This window comes from Streptomyces sp. NPDC002499 (genome assembly GCF_053595415.1).
On sequence record NZ_JBSFXO010000006.1, the window covers coordinates 593,876 to 609,830 of the forward strand.

16 protein-coding genes are annotated in these 15,955 nt (G+C 69.2%); 11 read left to right on the plus strand and 5 right to left on the minus strand.

All coding sequences use genetic code 11. The features are described 5' to 3' along the window. Window positions 1–163 precede the first annotated feature (163 nt). From purS to purL, 3 genes are read left to right on the plus strand one after another with little or no spacing between them, the layout of a single operon-like run. Complete coding sequence (gene purS, locus ACWD5F_RS19920; RefSeq protein ID WP_123999135.1) at window positions 164–427, plus strand: phosphoribosylformylglycinamidine synthase subunit PurS; 264 nt, start codon at window positions 164–166, stop codon at window positions 425–427. Next, window positions 424–1,104 (plus strand): phosphoribosylformylglycinamidine synthase subunit PurQ, encoded by a 681-nt coding sequence (gene purQ / locus ACWD5F_RS19925; RefSeq protein WP_123999136.1) that lies wholly within the window; start codon window positions 424–426, stop codon window positions 1,102–1,104. Before purS ends, purQ begins: the two co-directional genes overlap by 4 nt. Next, window positions 1,101–3,359, plus strand: coding sequence for a phosphoribosylformylglycinamidine synthase subunit PurL (purL, locus tag ACWD5F_RS19930; RefSeq protein WP_451255906.1), 2,259 nt, complete (start codon window positions 1,101–1,103; stop codon window positions 3,357–3,359). The genes purQ and purL overlap by 4 nt, the downstream gene beginning before the upstream one ends. A 64-nt stretch (window positions 3,360–3,423) precedes the next feature. Here the strand turns inward: purL and ACWD5F_RS19935 are convergent, their stop codons facing one another. Further along, a complete protein-coding gene (locus ACWD5F_RS19935) occupies window positions 3,424–4,557 on the minus strand; it encodes an FAD-dependent oxidoreductase (protein ID WP_451255908.1) in 1,134 nt (377 codons plus the stop codon). A gap of 220 nt (window positions 4,558–4,777) precedes the next feature. Here ACWD5F_RS19935 and ACWD5F_RS19940 point away from each other — a divergent pair, with 220 nt between their 5' ends. Then, complete coding sequence (locus ACWD5F_RS19940) at window positions 4,778–5,377, plus strand: O-methyltransferase (protein WP_451255909.1); 600 nt, start codon at window positions 4,778–4,780, stop codon at window positions 5,375–5,377. Here the strand turns inward: ACWD5F_RS19940 and ACWD5F_RS19945 are convergent. Further along, the gene (locus ACWD5F_RS19945; protein WP_451255911.1) at window positions 5,321–6,823 is read right to left on the minus strand and encodes an MFS transporter; all 1,503 of its coding nucleotides are present in this window, start codon (window positions 6,821–6,823) and stop codon (window positions 5,321–5,323) included. The two genes, ACWD5F_RS19940 and ACWD5F_RS19945, sit on opposite strands and share 57 nt — an antisense overlap. Window positions 6,824–6,918: 95 nt before the next feature. On the opposite strand from ACWD5F_RS19945, the gene ACWD5F_RS19950 reads away from it, so the two are divergent. The 5 genes from ACWD5F_RS19950 (at window position 6,919) to purM (ending at window position 11,675) form a co-directional block, all read left to right on the plus strand. Continuing rightward, a complete protein-coding gene (locus ACWD5F_RS19950) occupies window positions 6,919–7,563 on the plus strand; it encodes a TetR/AcrR family transcriptional regulator (protein ID WP_451255913.1) in 645 nt (214 codons plus the stop codon). A gap of 67 nt (window positions 7,564–7,630) precedes the next feature. After that, complete coding sequence (locus ACWD5F_RS19955; RefSeq protein WP_451255915.1) at window positions 7,631–8,428, plus strand: sterol carrier family protein; 798 nt, start codon at window positions 7,631–7,633, stop codon at window positions 8,426–8,428. A gap of 101 nt (window positions 8,429–8,529) precedes the next feature. Further along, window positions 8,530–8,976, plus strand: a complete 447-nt coding sequence (locus ACWD5F_RS19960) for an META domain-containing protein (RefSeq protein WP_451255917.1) — start codon at window positions 8,530–8,532, stop codon at window positions 8,974–8,976. Window positions 8,977–9,037: 61 nt separating this feature from the next. Next, complete coding sequence (gene purF / locus ACWD5F_RS19965) at window positions 9,038–10,564, plus strand: amidophosphoribosyltransferase (protein WP_451255919.1); 1,527 nt, start codon at window positions 9,038–9,040, stop codon at window positions 10,562–10,564. 34 nt (window positions 10,565–10,598) lie between these two features. After that, window positions 10,599–11,675, plus strand: coding sequence for a phosphoribosylformylglycinamidine cyclo-ligase (purM, locus tag ACWD5F_RS19970; RefSeq protein ID WP_451255921.1), 1,077 nt, complete (start codon window positions 10,599–10,601; stop codon window positions 11,673–11,675). 94 nt (window positions 11,676–11,769) lie between these two features. On the opposite strand, the gene ACWD5F_RS19975 is transcribed toward purM, so the two are convergent. Next, entirely contained in the window at window positions 11,770–12,024 is a 255-nt protein-coding gene (locus ACWD5F_RS19975) for a DUF3073 domain-containing protein (RefSeq protein ID WP_401719707.1), read from the minus strand. Between the two features lie 281 nt (window positions 12,025–12,305). Next, window positions 12,306–13,409 carry a Leu/Phe/Val dehydrogenase gene (locus ACWD5F_RS19980; protein WP_451255923.1) on the minus strand — a complete coding sequence of 368 codons (1,104 nt, stop codon included), beginning with the start codon at window positions 13,407–13,409 and terminating at the stop codon, window positions 12,306–12,308. A gap of 220 nt (window positions 13,410–13,629) precedes the next feature. Between ACWD5F_RS19980 and ACWD5F_RS19985 the strand changes: the two genes are divergently transcribed. Then, the gene (locus ACWD5F_RS19985; protein ID WP_451255925.1) at window positions 13,630–14,472 is read left to right on the plus strand and encodes a hypothetical protein; all 843 of its coding nucleotides are present in this window, start codon (window positions 13,630–13,632) and stop codon (window positions 14,470–14,472) included. 533 nt (window positions 14,473–15,005) lie between these two features. Beyond that, window positions 15,006–15,212 (plus strand): developmental transcriptional regulator BldC, encoded by a 207-nt coding sequence (gene bldC / locus ACWD5F_RS19990; protein WP_003949541.1) that lies wholly within the window; start codon window positions 15,006–15,008, stop codon window positions 15,210–15,212. Between the two features lie 424 nt (window positions 15,213–15,636). Here the strand turns inward: bldC and ACWD5F_RS19995 are convergent, their stop codons facing one another. Beyond that, window positions 15,637–15,828 (minus strand): DUF6274 family protein, encoded by a 192-nt coding sequence (locus tag ACWD5F_RS19995; RefSeq protein WP_451255927.1) that lies wholly within the window; start codon window positions 15,826–15,828, stop codon window positions 15,637–15,639. Between the last annotated feature and the right edge of the window lie 127 nt (window positions 15,829–15,955).

The following is a 15,955-nucleotide window of genomic DNA, read 5'->3' on the forward strand; positions in this document are numbered from 1 at the left end:
TTTCCTGGATCTTTTCGTGAACGGGCGTCGGCGCGCCGGGCCGTGACGGCCATCACGTAGCTTCCTCCAACGCTACCCGCGTAGAAATTTTGTGCGGGTAGTCTGAAGCCACCTGTCGAAGACCCGCAGGAACCTGCTCAGCACCACAACACCGGGAGTGCCAGTGGCACGCGTCGTAGTCGACGTCATGCTCAAGCCGGAGATCCTCGACCCCCAGGGCCAGGCGGTCCAGCGTGCCCTGCCGCGCCTGGGTTTCGAAGACATCTCCGATGTACGTCAGGGAAAGCGATTCGAACTGGAAGTTGACGGACCGGTCGACGAGGCCGTGCTCGCCCGCATCCATGATCTTGCGGAATCCTTCCTCGCCAACACGGTGATCGAGGACTTCACGGTCAAGGTCGAAGAAGTGGCGGAGGCCGCGAAGTGACCGCTCGTATTGGCGTCGTCACTTTCCCGGGAAGTCTCGACGACCGTGACACCCAGCGCGCGATCCGCCTCGCGGGTGCCGAACCGGTCGCTCTCTGGCACAAGGACAAGGACCTTCACCAGGTCGACGCGGTTGTCCTTCCCGGCGGTTTCTCCTACGGCGACTATCTGCGCGCCGGAGCCATCTCCCGGTTCTCGCCGGTGATGGAGACGGTCATCGAGCAGGCGAAGTCGGGACTCCCGGTCCTGGGCATCTGCAACGGTTTCCAGATCCTCACCGAGGCCCACCTCCTCCCGGGCGCGATGCTCGGCAACAACCACCTCCACTTCATCTGCCGCGACCAGAAGCTGCGGGTGGAGAACGCGGGCACGGCCTGGACCAGCGACTACGCGTCCGGCCAGGAGATCCACATCCCGCTGAAGAACATGGACGGCCGGTACGTCGCCGACGAGCGCACGCTGGACGAGCTGGAGGCCGAGGGGCGGGTCGTCTTCCGCTACCTCGACTTCAATCCGAACGGCTCCCTCCGGGACATCGCCGGCATCACGAACGCCGCCGGGAACGTCGTAGGCCTCATGCCGCACCCGGAGCACGCCGTCGAGCCGCTCATCGGCTCCGGCCGCACCGACGGCCTGCCCTTCTTCACCTCGATCCTCAAGAAGCTGGTCAACGCATGAGCAGGACGCCTCTGGACACAGTCGAGCACGCGGCCGAGACCCCCGACGTCGAGCTGCCCTGGGCCGAACTCGGCCTGAAGAAGGACGAGTACGAGCGGGTCGTGGAGATCCTCGGCCGCCGGCCCACCGGTGCCGAGCTCGCCATGTACTCCGTCATGTGGTCCGAGCACTGCTCGTACAAGTCCTCCAAGGTCCACCTCCGCCAGTTCGGCGAGAAGGCGCCCCAGTCCGACGCGCTGCTCGTGGGCATCGGCGAGAACGCCGGTGTCGTCGACGTCGGCCAGGGCTACGCGGTCACCTTCAAGGTCGAGTCGCACAACCACCCCTCGTACGTCGAGCCCTACCAGGGCGCGGCCACGGGCGTCGGCGGCATCGTGCGCGACATCATCGCGATGGGCGCGCGGCCGGTGGCGGTCGTGGACCCCCTGCGCTTCGGTGCGGCGGACCACCCCGACACCAAGCGTGTGCTGCCCGGTGTCGTCGCCGGCATCGGCGGCTACGGCAACTGCCTCGGTCTGCCCAACATCGGCGGCGAGGTCGTCTTCGACGCCTGCTACCAGGGCAACCCGCTGGTCAACGCCGGTGCCATCGGCGTGATGCGGCACGAGGACATCCACCTCGCGAAGGCGTCGGGCGCGGGCAACAAGGTCATCCTGTACGGGGCCCGGACCGGCGGCGACGGCATCGGCGGAGCCTCGATCCTCGCGTCCGAGACCTTCGACGACGCGAAGCCCTCGAAGCGCCCCGCCGTCCAGGTGGGCGACCCCTTCCAGGAGAAGCTCCTCATCGAGTGCACCCTGGAGGCCTTCAAGGAGAAGCTGGTCGTCGGCATCCAGGACCTCGGCGCGGCCGGACTCTCCTGCGCCACAAGCGAGTTGGCGTCCAACGGCTCCGGCGGCATGACGGTCACCCTGGACGACGTACCGCTGCGCGACTCCACGCTCTCGCCCGAGGAAATCCTCATGAGCGAGTCGCAGGAGCGCATGTGCGCGGTCGTCGAGCCGGCGAAGGTCGAGCGCTTCCTGGAGATCTGCGAGAAGTGGGACGTCATCGCCACGGTCATCGGTGAGGTGACGGACGGCGACCGCCTGGAGATCTTCTGGCACGGCGGCAAGATCGTGGACGTCGACCCGCGCACGGTCGCGCACGACGGTCCGGTCTACGAGCGCCCGTACGCCCGCCCCGAGTGGCAGGACGCGCTCCAGGCGGACGACGCCAACAAGCTTGCGCGGCCCGGGACTTCGGAGGAACTGAAGTCCCAGGTCCTGGCCCTGGTGTCGTCCCCGAACCAGGCCTCCAAGAAGTGGATCACCTCGCAGTACGACCACTTCGTGCAGGGCAACACGGTGCTGGCGCAGCCCGAGGACTCGGGCATGATCCGCATCGACGAGGAGACCGGGCTCGGGGTCGCCATCGCGACGGACGGCAACGGCCGCTACGCGAAGCTGGACCCGTACACGGGTGCTCAGTTGGCGCTGTCCGAGGCGTACCGGAACGTGGCGACGACCGGCGCGAAGCCGCTCGCCGTCTCCGACTGCCTGAACTTCGGCTCGCCCGAGGACCCGGCGGTGATGTGGCAGTTCGCGGAGGCCATCCGTGGACTGGCCGACGCCTGCCAGCAGTTGGGCACGCCGGTCACGGGCGGCAACGTCTCTCTCTACAACCAGACGGGCGAGGTGGCCATCCACCCGACGCCGGTGGTCGCGGTGCTGGGCGTCATCGACGATGTCGCGCGGCGCACGCCGGTCGCCTTCCAGGAGGAAGGGCAGCTGCTCTACCTCCTCGGCGACACCCGTGAGGAGTTCGGCGGTTCGGCCTGGTCGCAGGTCGTCCACGACCACCTCGGCGGGCTGCCGCCGAAGGTCGACCTGGAGCGGGAGCGGCTGCTGGCCGAGATCCTGATCTCCGCGTCCCGCGACGGCATGATCGACTCGGCGCACGACCTGTCCGACGGCGGTCTGATCCAGGCGGTCGTGGAGTCGGCGCTGCTGGGCGAGAAGGGCGCGCGCCTGGTCGTCCCGGACGGTCTCGACGCGTTCACCTTCCTCTTCTCGGAGTCGGCGGGGCGCGCGGTCGTCGCGATCCCGCGCTCGGAGGAACTGCGCTTCAACGACATGTGCGGCGCGCGAGGGCTGCCGGTCACGCGCATCGGTGTCGTGGACGGCGACTCCGTGGATGTCCAGGGCGAGTTCGCACTGTCCCTGGAAGAGCTGCGCGAGGCCCACGAGGCGACGATCCCGGCGCTGCTGGCATAACACCCGAGTACGGAGAAGGCGTTCGTGGGACGGTCACGGTGACCGTCCCACGAACGCTTCTTTGTTATGCGGTCTGTTCGTTCTGGGTGAAGAAGCCGATCAGGTCCTGTCCGATGGCTTCGTTGGTGGCCACCGCCGCGGTGGCGGCCGCGGCGCTACGAGGGAACAGCACATCCTCGTACGCGGTGAGCGCGGCCTCGATGTCGTCGGGGTGCGCGGCGATGGCCAGGCCGAGTTCGGCGCCGTCCTGCATGGCCAGGTTGGCGCCTTCGCCGTCCGGCGGGGAGAGATGGGCGGCGTCGCCGACCAGGGTCGCGCCGGGCACCCGGTCCCAACGGTGGCCGATCGGCAGCGAGTTGAGGGGCCGCACGACCGGGGCGGTGTCGCTGTCGGTGATCAGGGCGGTGATCTCGGGGGCCCAGCCCTCGAACTCCGCGGCGATCCGGGCGGTGGCCGCGGCGGAGTCGGTGAAGTCGATGCCGGCGAACCACTCCTGCGGCTTGGCCAGCGTCACATAGGCGTGCAGCGTTTCGCCGCTCTCGCGGTGCGCCCCGATCCACTTCCCGCTCGCTCCCGTGTCCGGGGCGAGCACGAACAGTGACCCGCCGCCGACCGTCTTCGCGGCGGTCGGGTGCCTGGTCTCGCTGTCGAACAGATAGGTCTCGACGAACGACCGCCCGAAATACTCGGGAGTGGCGTCGGACAGCAGCGGCCGGACCCGCGACCAGGCGCCGTCCGCGCCGACGAGCAGGCCGGTGACGACGATGCCGCCGTCGGCGAAGGTGACTTCGTGCCGACCGTCGTCGAGGGTGCGGGTGCCGCTGACCTTGTGGCCCCATCGGACGGTACCGGCCGGGAGCGAGTCGAGCAGGATCTGCCGCAGCTCGCCGCGCTGCACTTCGGGGCGGCCCCCTGTGCCGTCGTCGGGCTCGTCCATCAGGAGGGTGCCGTCCCGGTCGAGGACGCGGGTCGCCTGGCGGCCCTCCAGGACGATGGCGCGGAACTCGTCCATCAAGTCCGCCGCCTGTAGAGCGAGTTGGCCGTTGTAGTCGTGGATGTCGAGCATCCCGCCCTGCAGCCGGGCCATCGGTGAGTCCTCCGCCTCGTAGACCGTGGCCGGGATGCCGTTCACGTGCAGGACGCGGGCGAGGGTCAGTCCGCCGAGTCCGGCGCCGATGATCGTGACGTGAGTGGTCATGACGACTCCTTGTGTGCCTTGCGTGTGGCGGGCCTGCCGGACGGTCGCCCGGCGGGTATTCCGGAACGGTTCCAGCGCGCACCGACAGTCCGCCGACGCACGATCGACAGGGCCGACAGCCGTCCGACAGCCGTCCGACACCGACGACAACCCGCCGGACACGGCCGACAATCGCCCGACCGCTGTTGCACGCGAGGCGAGGCGCTTGCATCATCCCTGGATGGACGACACCCCGATCACCTCGCCAACTGCCCTTCCCGCATTGCGTGTTGCGGCCCGGGAGGCAGGCTTCACCATGTCGTGTGAGGAGCGGACCGGCAGTCTGCTGGCCGTGCTCGCGGCGGCCCGTCCCGGTGGCCGCGTTCTCGAACTCGGCACCGGCGTCGGCGAAGGCACCGCCTGGCTCCTGAGTGGGATGGACGGAGCTTCCCGACTGGTCACGGTCGAACTCGACGCCGGCGTCCAGGCGGTCGCCCGCGAGGAGTTGGGGTCCGACCCGAGAGCGACCTTCGTGACGGCGGACGCGGGGCAGTGGCTGGAGGAGTACGACGGGGAGCCCTTCGACCTCGTGTTCGCCGACACCTGGCCCGGCAAGTTCACCCACCTCGAACTGGCCTTGGACCTCGTGGCACCCGGCGGCACCTACCTGATCGACGACCTGCTCCTCCAGCCGGACTGGCCGGCGACCCACGAGGCCGCCGTGAAGCGCCTGTTGGGCGAACTGGAGGGACGTCCGGACTTCCGGTCCGTGCGCCTGGCGTGGTCAAGCGGCCTGGTCATGGCGGTGCGGGGTACGCCGGAGCGGACGTCCCTCTCCTGAAGAGCCCCCCGTCGGAGTGGAGCCGGCGGGACCCGGACGCTTCGGCAGCCGCAACCCCATCACCACGCACAACCCCATCAGCACCGCCCCGCACAGGAACACCGTGTCCGTCGCGTCGACGTACGACGCCACCCCCGCCACCCGCTCCGTGCCCGTCAGTGACGTGAGCGGGCCGGGGCCGTCGTACAGCCGGGTGATCACCGTGCCGAAGAGAGCCGCGCCCAACGCCGTGCCCAGGGTCTGGAAGAAGCGGATGGCGGTCGTGGCCACGCCCAGCTGGTGGCGGGGGGCCGCGTCCTGGACCAGTTGGATCAGCTGGCCGAGGAGGAGGCCGAAGCCCATGCCGACCAGGAGCAGATCCCCGCGCAGCAGCCAGAGGGACGTGTCCGTGCCGAGGGTGGACAGCGACAGGAACGCCACCGTGCCGATCGCCGAGCCGGTTATCGCGAACGTCCGCTCCTGCCAGCCCCGTTCCGCGAGCTTGGCGGAGAGGATGCCGACCGCGGTCATGCCGAGGGCCATGGGGAGCAGATAGAGGCCGGCCGAGGAGCTGGTGATGCCACGGGCCACCTGGAGATAGACCATGACGTAGTACATGGCGCCCACGATCGCCGCCCCCATCAGCCCCTGGATGGCGAAGCCCCACCGCAGCTCCGGTACCCGGAACAGGGACAGCGGGAGGATCGGCTCGGGCGCTGTCCTCTGGCGCCGGAGGAAGAGCGCGAGTGCGGCCGCCGCGGTCAGGGCGAGCCCGATGATCTGCGGTGACGACCAGGCGTACTGCTTGCCGCCCCACTCGGTCACCAGCAGCAGGGCCGCGGAGAACGCGGCGGCCAGGGCCGCGCCCAGGAAGTCGATGCGGTGGCGGCGCGGCTGCCGGGGCAGTTTCAGGACCAGCGCGCCGAGGGCCAGCACGGCCAGGCCGAGCGGCAGGTTGACGTAGAAGATCCAGCGCCAGCTCGCGTGGTCCGCGAGCAGGCCGCCGATCCACGGGCCCACCGCCATTCCGCCGCCGGAGACGACCCCGCCCATGCCCGCGCCCTTGGCGTCCTTCTCGCCGGGGCCTCTCAGCTCGGCGATCACCACCATCGTGACGCTCATCAGGCCGCCGGCGCCGATGCCCTGCACGGCCCGCGCGGCGATCAACTGCCCTATGGACTGGGCCGCCCCGCACAGCGCGGAGCCGACCAGGAACACGCCCACGGCCGTCAGGAAGACGCGCTTGGCGCCGAGGGTGTCGCACAGCTTGCCGTACAGGGGGAGCACCGCGGCCGACGCCAACGCGAACGCGCTGACCAGCCACGGGATCTTGTCGATGCCGTGGTCGGGGTCCAGGTCGCGGACGATCGGCACGGTCGCTGCGGACACGATCTGCATGTCCAGGACGGCCAGGACGATCGTCACCAGACAGACGAGGAAGCCGATTCGGCGCTGGGTCTCGGTCATGCCTCCACGATGAGGCAGCAATGTGTACCGGGTCAATCTTTTTTCTGGGATTATTTTTCGTCCCGGCTCATAATTCGGCTTGGTACAGTGATGTCATGGCTGCTGAGGCGATGGGGCTGCGCGAGCGCAAGAAGATCCAGACCGAGCTGCGGATCTACCGCACCGCCGTGGAGCTGTTCCTGGAGAAGAGCTTCGACGCGGTCTCGGTGCAGGAGATCGCGGACGCGGCCGAGGTGTCGAAGATGACCGTCTTCAACTACTTCGGGACCAAGGAGGACCTGGTCTTCCGCCCGATCGAGGACCACTTCTCCGACTCCGCCCGCGCCGTGCGCGACCGCGCCCCCGGCGAGTCCGCGGTGGCCGCCGTGCGCCGGCAGTTCCTGGAGATGATCGAGACCCGCGACCCGTCGATAGGCCTGCACATCGAGCCGTTCGGGCGCCGGATCCGCCGGCTCATCATGGAGACCCCGGTCCTGATGGAGCGCGCCTACCTCACCTCCGAGAAGGGCGCCCGCGAGCTGGCCGACCTGCTGCGGGACGAGACCGGCGATCCGGTCCTCGCCCTGATCGCCGCCGCCACCCTCACCGCCGCCCGCAACGCCCTCGTGGAGGACCACCACCGCCGCCTCGACGCCGGCGAATCCGTGGAGGAGGTCACCGCGGACGCCGCCGAACGGGCCGCCCGCGCCTTCGACCTGGTGGAGCACGGCCTGGGGGACTACGCCCGCAAAGCCGGCTGAGCTGCCCACAAGAGGGGGGACCGAAAACGCCGTGAGCCGTCCCGCCCCGACGATTAGGCTCACCGCCATGCCCACGGCCAAGAAGCGCGCGCGTACGTACGACCCCGTCAAGACCCGCGCCGCGGTGCTCGCGCAGTTCGGGAACGTACGTCAGGCCGTGTTGACGCTCACGCCCGAGCAGCTCGCGCTCCCCACCCGGCTCGGGGAATGGACCGTACGAGAGCTGGTCGCGCACATCGGGATGGCGGTCACCGCCGTCCACCGCTCCCTGGACCGGCCCGCCCCGCCGGCGCAGGACGCCGGGATCCTCGACTGGCCCTTCGCCACCGCGGCCAACTCCGCGGCCATCGCCGACTTCACGCGGACGCTCGCCGAGCAGCACCCCGACCTCGACGCCTATCTCGCCGACATCGAGCGGACCCTCACCGGGCACCTCGACACCCACCCCGGCACCCGGCTGCTCGAGACCAACGCCGGCGCCATGCCCCTCGCCGACTACCTGGTCACCCGTACCGTCGAACTGGTCGTCCACACCGACGACTTGAACGCCGCCGTGCCGGGCCTCGACATCCCGTACGACCGCCAGGCCCTCGCCGCCTGCACCCGGCTCCTCGCCGACGCCCTCGCCGTGAAGGCCCCCGGCGCGACGACGGAGGTGCGGATCCCCCCGTACGCCGTCGTCCAGTGCGTCGAAGGCCCCCGGCACACCCGCGGCACCCCGCCGAACGTCGTCGAGACCGACCCCCTGACCTGGCTCCGGCTCGCGACCGGGCGCACGGGATGGAAGGACGCCGTGAAAGAGGCGAAGGTCAGCGCGAGCGGCGAGCGGTCCGATCTGGGCGGACTGCTGCCGATCATGGGGTGAAGCGGCCGACGCAATCTGCGAGAAGCGGCCGACGGAATCCCGAGAAGTGGCCGGCGAAGTCCCCGAGGGAACCCGTCCCGCGTCCCTCCCGTCCCATCCCCATGGACAAACTGCGATTCACCCTCGCCGTCCTGACCATCCTCCCGCTCGTCGTGGCGTGCGGCAGCGAGAAGGCGACCGGCGGCAGCGGCTCGGTCGATGCCGAGCGGCCCGTCACCGGTGTGGACTGGCGGGTCCAGGACATCACCGCGGACGGTGCGACCAAGAAGGTGCAGGGCAAGCCGTACCTCGCCTTCGACGCCAAGAACGGCAAGGTCGGCGGCCGGCTCGGCTGCAACGCCGTCAACGCGACGGCCACCGTACGCGCCGGACACATCACGCTCGGCCGTCCGTCCACCACCCGAATGATGTGCGACGCCTCACTCATGGGCACCGAACGCTCGCTGCTGACCCTCTTCGACGGCCGGGTCGACTACCGAGTCGATCACGACACCCTCACGCTGACCAGCGAAAACGGCACGAGCGTCCGCGCCGTCGCCGCCGAGTGATCCACTACCGGCGAGTAACCCCAATTCGGACCAGTGGTCGATCTCGCCTACACTCGGTGCCGTGCCACGTGGTGACGGTCGACTCAGTCATGATCTGCTCCCCGGCGAGAAAGGACCCCAGGACGCTTGCGGCGTCTTCGGAGTCTGGGCTCCCGGTGAAGAGGTCGCCAAGCTCACTTACTTCGGGCTCTACGCCCTACAGCATCGAGGCCAGGAATCCGCGGGAATCGCGGTCAGCAACGGCTCACAGATCCTCGTCTTCAAGGACATGGGACTCGTCTCCCAGGTCTTCGACGAGACCTCGCTCGGTTCGCTCCAGGGTCATATCGCGGTCGGTCACGCCCGCTACTCGACCACCGGCGCCTCCGTGTGGGAGAACGCCCAGCCGACGTTCCGTGCCACCGCGCACGGCTCCATCGCGCTCGGCCACAACGGCAACCTGGTCAACACCGCGCAGCTCGCGGAGATGGTCGCCGACCTGCCCAAGCAGGAGGGCCGCACCCCGCGCGTCGCGGCGACCAACGACACCGACCTGCTGACGGCGCTGCTCGCCGCCCAGGCCGACGAGGACGGCACGCCGCTGACCATCGAGGAGGCCGCCCACACGGTCCTCCCCAAGGTGCGCGGCGCCTTCTCCCTCGTCTTCATGGACGAGCACACCCTCTACGCCGCCCGTGACCCGCAGGGCATCCGCCCGCTGGTCCTGGGCCGCCTCGAGCGCGGCTGGGTCGTCGCCTCCGAGTCCGCCGCCCTCGACATCTGCGGCGCCGCCTACGTCCGCGAGATCGAGCCGGGCGAGTTCGTCGCCATCGACGAGAACGGCCTGCGCACCTCGCGATTCGCAGAAGCGAAGCCCAAGGGCTGCATCTTCGAGTACGTGTACCTGGCCCGCCCGGACACCGACATCGCCGGCCGCAACGTCTACCTCTCCCGCGTGGAGATGGGACGCAAGCTCGCGAAGGAAGCCCCGGTCGAGGCCGACCTGGTCATAGCGACACCGGAGTCCGGCACCCCCGCCGCCATCGGCTACGCGGAGGCGTCCGGCATCCCCTTCGGCGCGGGCCTCGTGAAGAACGCGTACGTCGGCCGTACGTTCATCCAGCCCTCGCAGACCATCCGGCAGCTCGGCATCCGCCTGAAGCTGAATCCGCTCAAGGAAGTCATCAAGGGCAAGCGCCTGGTCGTCGTCGACGACTCCATCGTGCGCGGCAACACCCAGCGCGCCCTGGTGCGCATGCTCCGCGAGGCCGGCGCGGCCGAGGTCCACATCCGGATCTCCTCCCCGCCCGTGAAGTGGCCCTGCTTCTTCGGCATCGACTTCGCCACGCGCGCGGAGCTGATCGCCAACGGCATGACCATCGACGAGATCGGCATCTCGCTCGGCGCCGACTCCCTGGCGTACATCTCCATCGACGGCATGATCGACGCGACCACCATCGCCAAGCCGAACCTCTGCCGCGCCTGCTTCGACGGCGAGTACCCGATGGAGCTCCCGGACCCCGAGCTGCTCGGCAAGCAGCTCCTGGAGACCGAGCTGGCGGCCGGTCCGGCCGCCACGGCCGCGGCCGACGCGATCCGTCGCCCGTAAGCCTCGTAGAAACCAACCCGAAAGATCCCAGGCAATGTCTGAGACCCCCCTTTCCACCGGTGCTTCCTACGCGGCTGCCGGCGTCGACATCGATGCGGGCGACCGCGCCGTGGAACTCATGAAGGAGTGGGTGAAGAAGACCCAGCGCCCCGAGGTCCTCGGCGGCCTCGGCGGCTTCGCCGGCCTCTTCGACGCCTCCGCCCTGAAGAGGTACGAGCGTCCCCTGCTGGCCTCGGCGACCGACGGTGTCGGCACCAAGGTCGACATCGCCCGGCAGCTGGGCGTCTACGACACCATCGGCCACGACCTGGTCGCGATGGTCATGGACGACATCGTGGTGTGCGGCGCCGAGCCGCTGTTCATGACCGACTACATCTGCGTCGGCAAGGTCCACCCCGAGCGTGTCGCCGCCATCGTCAAGGGCATCGCGGAGGGCTGCGTACTGGCCGGCTGCGCCCTGGTGGGCGGCGAGACGGCCGAACACCCCGGACTGCTCGGCGAGGACGACTTCGACGTCGCGGGCGCCGGTACGGGCGTGGTGGAGGCCGACCGGCTGCTGGGCCCCGATCGCATCCGTACGGGTGACGCGGTCATCGCCATGGCGTCCTCCGGTCTTCACTCGAACGGGTACTCGCTGGTCCGGCACGTCCTGCTGAACCAGGCGGGCCTGTCCCTGGACGCGCGGATCGACGAGCTCGGCCGCACGCTCGGCGAGGAGCTCCTGGAGCCCACCAAGATCTACTCGCTGGACTGCCTGGCGCTGACCAGCACCGCCGACGTGCACGCCTTCTCGCACGTCACCGGCGGCGGCCTCGCCGCGAATCTCGCCCGTGTCGTCCCCGACGGCCTGCACGCGATCGTGGACCGCGCGACCTGGACCCCGGACCCGATCTTCGACCTGGTCGGCAGGACCGGTCAGGTCGAGCGCCTGGAGCTGGAGAAGACCCTCAACATGGGCGTGGGCATGATCGCCATCGTCCCCGAGGAGTCCACGGACGTGGCCCTGGCGACCCTGGCGGACCGCGGCGTCGAGGCGTGGGTGGCCGGCGAGATCACCGACCGCGGCGACCACGGGACGGGCGCGGCGCTCATCGGCGACTACGCGAGCTGAACCGCGCCCCTACCCGGGCCGAACCGCACCAAGCAGCGCAAAACCCGGTCCGGCGGGGGTAACCGCATGGACCGGGTCAAGCAACGCTGGGTCGTCAAGCGCCGCGGCGTTGAGACGTAGGGCCGGACTCGTCGTCCTCGTCCTCGTCGTCGTTATAGAGATCCGCGTACTGCGAGTACGGGTCGTCGTCTTCCTCGTCCTCGTCCTCGAACGGCTCGCCATTCGGCGGCTGGTTCGAAGTCGAAGCGCCCAGCTCGTTGGCCAGACGCGACAGGTCAGTCCCGCCGCTGTTGTACTTCAGCTGGCGGGCGACCTTCGTCTGCTTGGCCTTGGCCCGGCCGCGCCCCATGGCTCGACCCCCTCGGTGACGGGGCTCGACGGCCCCAGAGTCTTGACACGCGTTCATGATCTGGAACGGGCTCTCCGTGGAGAGACCGGTCCGTAGGGCTTCCACGGTACCTGAGCCCGCGCCCATACGGTACGTCGCCCGCACGACGGGCCCGGGTCCACCCCCTGCGAGGCGCCCCGTCCCCGCTGGTCAACCGCGATTTTAACCACTTCTTCGCGGGCGACCCGCCGACGGACGTGAGAGTTCTCTCTAACTGCCCGCCGACGGGTACCGGCCAAACCTCAGCGGGCTCTTTTCAGCGCCGCTTCGTGCATCCGCTGCTCGGCGATCCGGTCGGCCGCGGCGGCCGGCGGAATACCGTCTTCCTTCGCACGTGCGAATATGGCCAGCGTGGTGTCGAAGATCTTCGCGGCCTTCGCCTTGCACCGCTCGAAGTCGAACCCGTGCAGCTCGTCGGCGACCTGGATCACCCCGCCCGCGTTCACCACGTAGTCCGGCGCGTAGAGGATCCCGCGGTCGGCGAGGTCCTTCTCGACGCCCGGGTGCTCCAGCTGGTTGTTGGCGGCGCCGCACACGATCGAGGCGGTCAGCACCGGCACGGAGTCGTCGCTGAGGGCCCCGCCGAGCGCGCAGGGCGCGTAGACGTCCAGCCCCTCCACCCGGATCAGCGCCTCGGTGTCGGCGACCGCGCTGACGCCGGCCGGGTGCGCGTCGAGGATCCGGCGTACGGCCTCCTCGCGCACGTCCGTGACGACGACCTCGGCGCCCTCTTCCAGCAGGTGCGCCACGAGGTGGTGACCGACCTTGCCGACGCCCGCGATGCCGACCCTGCGGCCGCGCAGCGACGGGTCGCCCCAGAGGTGCTGGGCGCTGGCCCGCATGCCCTGGTAGACGCCGAACGCGGTCAGCACGGAGGAGTCGCCGGCGCCGCCGTTCTCGGGTGAACGCCCGGTCGTCCAGCGGCACTCGCGGGCGACGACGTCCATGTCGGCGACATACGTACCGACATCGCACGCGGTGACGTACCGGCCGCCCAGCGAGGCCACCATGCGCCCGTAGGCGAGCAGCAGGTCCTCGGTCTTGTCGCGGTCCGGGTCGCCGATGATCACGGCCTTGCCGCCGCCGTGGTCGAGACCGGCCATGGCGTTCTTGTACGACATCCCGCGGGCGAGGTTCAGCGCGTCGGCGACGGCTTCCTGCTCGCTCGCGTAGGGGTAGAAGCGCGTACCGCCGAGCGCGGGGCCGAGGGCGGTGCTGTGAATGGCGATCACGGCCTTGAGGCCGGAGGCGCGGTCCTGGCAGAGCACGACCTGCTCGTGACCGCCCTGGTCCGTGTGGAACAGGGTGTGCAGTGCGTCAGCAGGTGCGCCGGTTACGTCGGTCACTGTAGTGACTCCTGGGTAAGTAGCGGCGGTTGGAGACGAGCTCCCATGGGTGGCGGGGGCTGTGAGACGAGATTAGGGCCTTGGGGTGTCCGGCCACCGCGCAGTGCTCAGGATCACGTACTCATGTGATGCGTCCGTGCGACGATTTGGATAGTTTTCCCGCCCGTTTGTGAGCGGGTTCCGCAGGTTTTCCCGTTGGTGGGCGGGGGATGGAGCAGGCGTGCCCAAGGTGTCCTCGGTGATCGTCCCGTATGCGACGTATCTGCGCGTGTACGAACCGCTGGCCGCCTTCCCGGAGCCGGAGCGCACCCACTGGGCGCGCTACGCCCGCCGGCCCGACCGCCCCTCCTACCAGGACGAGCTGCGCCGCTCCCTGGCCGACCTGCTGCCCACCCCGCCCATCCCGGTGCCGGTGCACGAGAGCAGCGACGCCTTCGTGCTCGACGCCGACGGCGTGGTCTGCGTCTGCCCCTGGCGGACCCGGCTGCGCGGCTGGCAGGCCCTCCAGGAACTGGCCGGGGAACTGCCGGCGCCGGTCCTGGAGGCGGTCCTGCCCGAGGTCGTACGACGCCAGGCGACCCAGGACTACGAGCGCTGGCTGCTGCGCAACCCCGACGCCCGCCCGTGGATCCGCATGGCGACCTGGCAGGTGCCGCTGCACTGGTTCGTGCTCGTCTCCGACGAGGAGCGGCGCTTCGACAAGGGTTCCGGCGAGATCCCGCCCGCGCTGCGCTACCGCACGCCGATGGTGCAGGCCCGCCGGCGCGTGGCCCGGGCCCTGCGGACGTTGCGCGACACCCTCGACGAGGGGCCGCTGATGGACGGTCTGCTGGATGTCGGGCGCTGGTTGGAGGAGTTCCATCCGCGCTCGCTGGTGGAGCTGGACTACGGCGGGCTCGTGCACGCGCTGCCGCCCGGCGAGTTGGAGGACGACCACTCGGCGGCGGACGTCGCCGAGGGCATCGAGGCCCTGCGGCACGGCGACGGAGCGGCCGCGGGAGCGGCGTACGCGCGTCTCGTGGACCGCTGGCGGTCGGTCAGGGATCGGCGCTCGGCGAACTGACGTTTGACGAATCGCCCGTTTTGGGGTTTCGTCCTGACACCGGCTCGTGCATTCGTGCGAGTCGCCCTTGCCTTCTGATGCCGCGTCCACATGGGACGTAGGTCCCGATCCGGGCTTATGTGTCAACAACGCGTCAACAAGGGGCAAGCGTGACGGACCGCACGTACGCGGCCCTTGCGTCCCTTACCCCTCCTCATGCCAAAATAGGACAAGGAGTCCGGGGAGGACTCCGCTCGCATTGCACGCTTTGGGGGGTCTGATGACTCCTGATCGCCCTGTGACTGATCGTCACAGTGGCGTGACTGTCCGCTATGGCATGGTCCATCGGCTTCCGTCGCTGATGGATACCTGGAGGGGCAATTCCATCGGTTTGGCCTACGTGGTTGGACAGATGGTGTAGTTGTAGTGCCGAGGACAAGCCGTTCGTCCTATAACCGACTCGACTCGCGTCCGCCATTTCGGGCAACGCGGGTCAAGGTGCAGAATTTAGAGGAAAGAACCGAGAAGGTTCGGTTCTCCCGAGGAGGCCGCTCATGACCGCTCGCACCCCTGATGCCGAGCCGCTGCTGACCCCGGCTGAGGTCGCCACGATGTTCCGTGTTGACCCCAAGACGGTCACGCGGTGGGCGAAGGCCGGCAAGCTCACGTCGATCCGTACGCTCGGCGGGCACCGCCGCTACCGCGAGGCGGAGGTCCGTGCTCTGCTCGCGGGCATCCCGCAGCAGCGCAGCGAGGCCTGAACAACTGGATAACCGGGCAAACCGGCAGGTCCCCCAACTTGTCGATACGTCCGATCACTAGCTCCAAACGACGCGGGTTCTGCCCCAACAGAGCCCACGCCCAAGCCCCTCCGGGCTTTCCCATTACGTGACAAGGGTGCGTCGTCGATCGCGCTGGACTCCGCCGGGTCCAGCGCGATCTTTTTTGTGCGCGTGCGGTGGATGAGGTGGGTGGGTCCGGTGGGGCTGTGAGCGACCTTGTCGGAGTCTGAGAAGGGACCCTGACGGGAGGCTGACGGAGACCCCGGGCGCTGGTGCAATTGCACATATAAAATTGACCAGTTGTAGGAGAGGGGTAAATTCCTCGGTTTCAGAAACTCATGCAGTGACACCCGTCACATGCCAGAGTCCTTGTTACTCCGCCTACGCGTGCGCTAAAGGAGCGTCACGCACTGGCGGGACTCTCGTCCTCGACGGCGTCGTCGGTCACCGCGCCGGCCGGTGGCGCGGAGTCCAACTCCTGCCACAGCAGGCGATGGCAGATCGGACAGTGACGCATCAGATGCCGGTAGGACGTGGCGGCCGCCAGGTGCGCACGGAGCAACGCCCGCGTCTCGTGCCTGACCGAAGCCGCCATACGCCACCTCCAGGGGCCGCACGGGCCGCACGGGAATGTGCCCTGGTTTCTGGGTACCGAGCGAATGTGACGCCGTCAAGACGGCGTGAGGCGATGAGGGACTCTTGAGGGGTCTGAACCGGAAGTG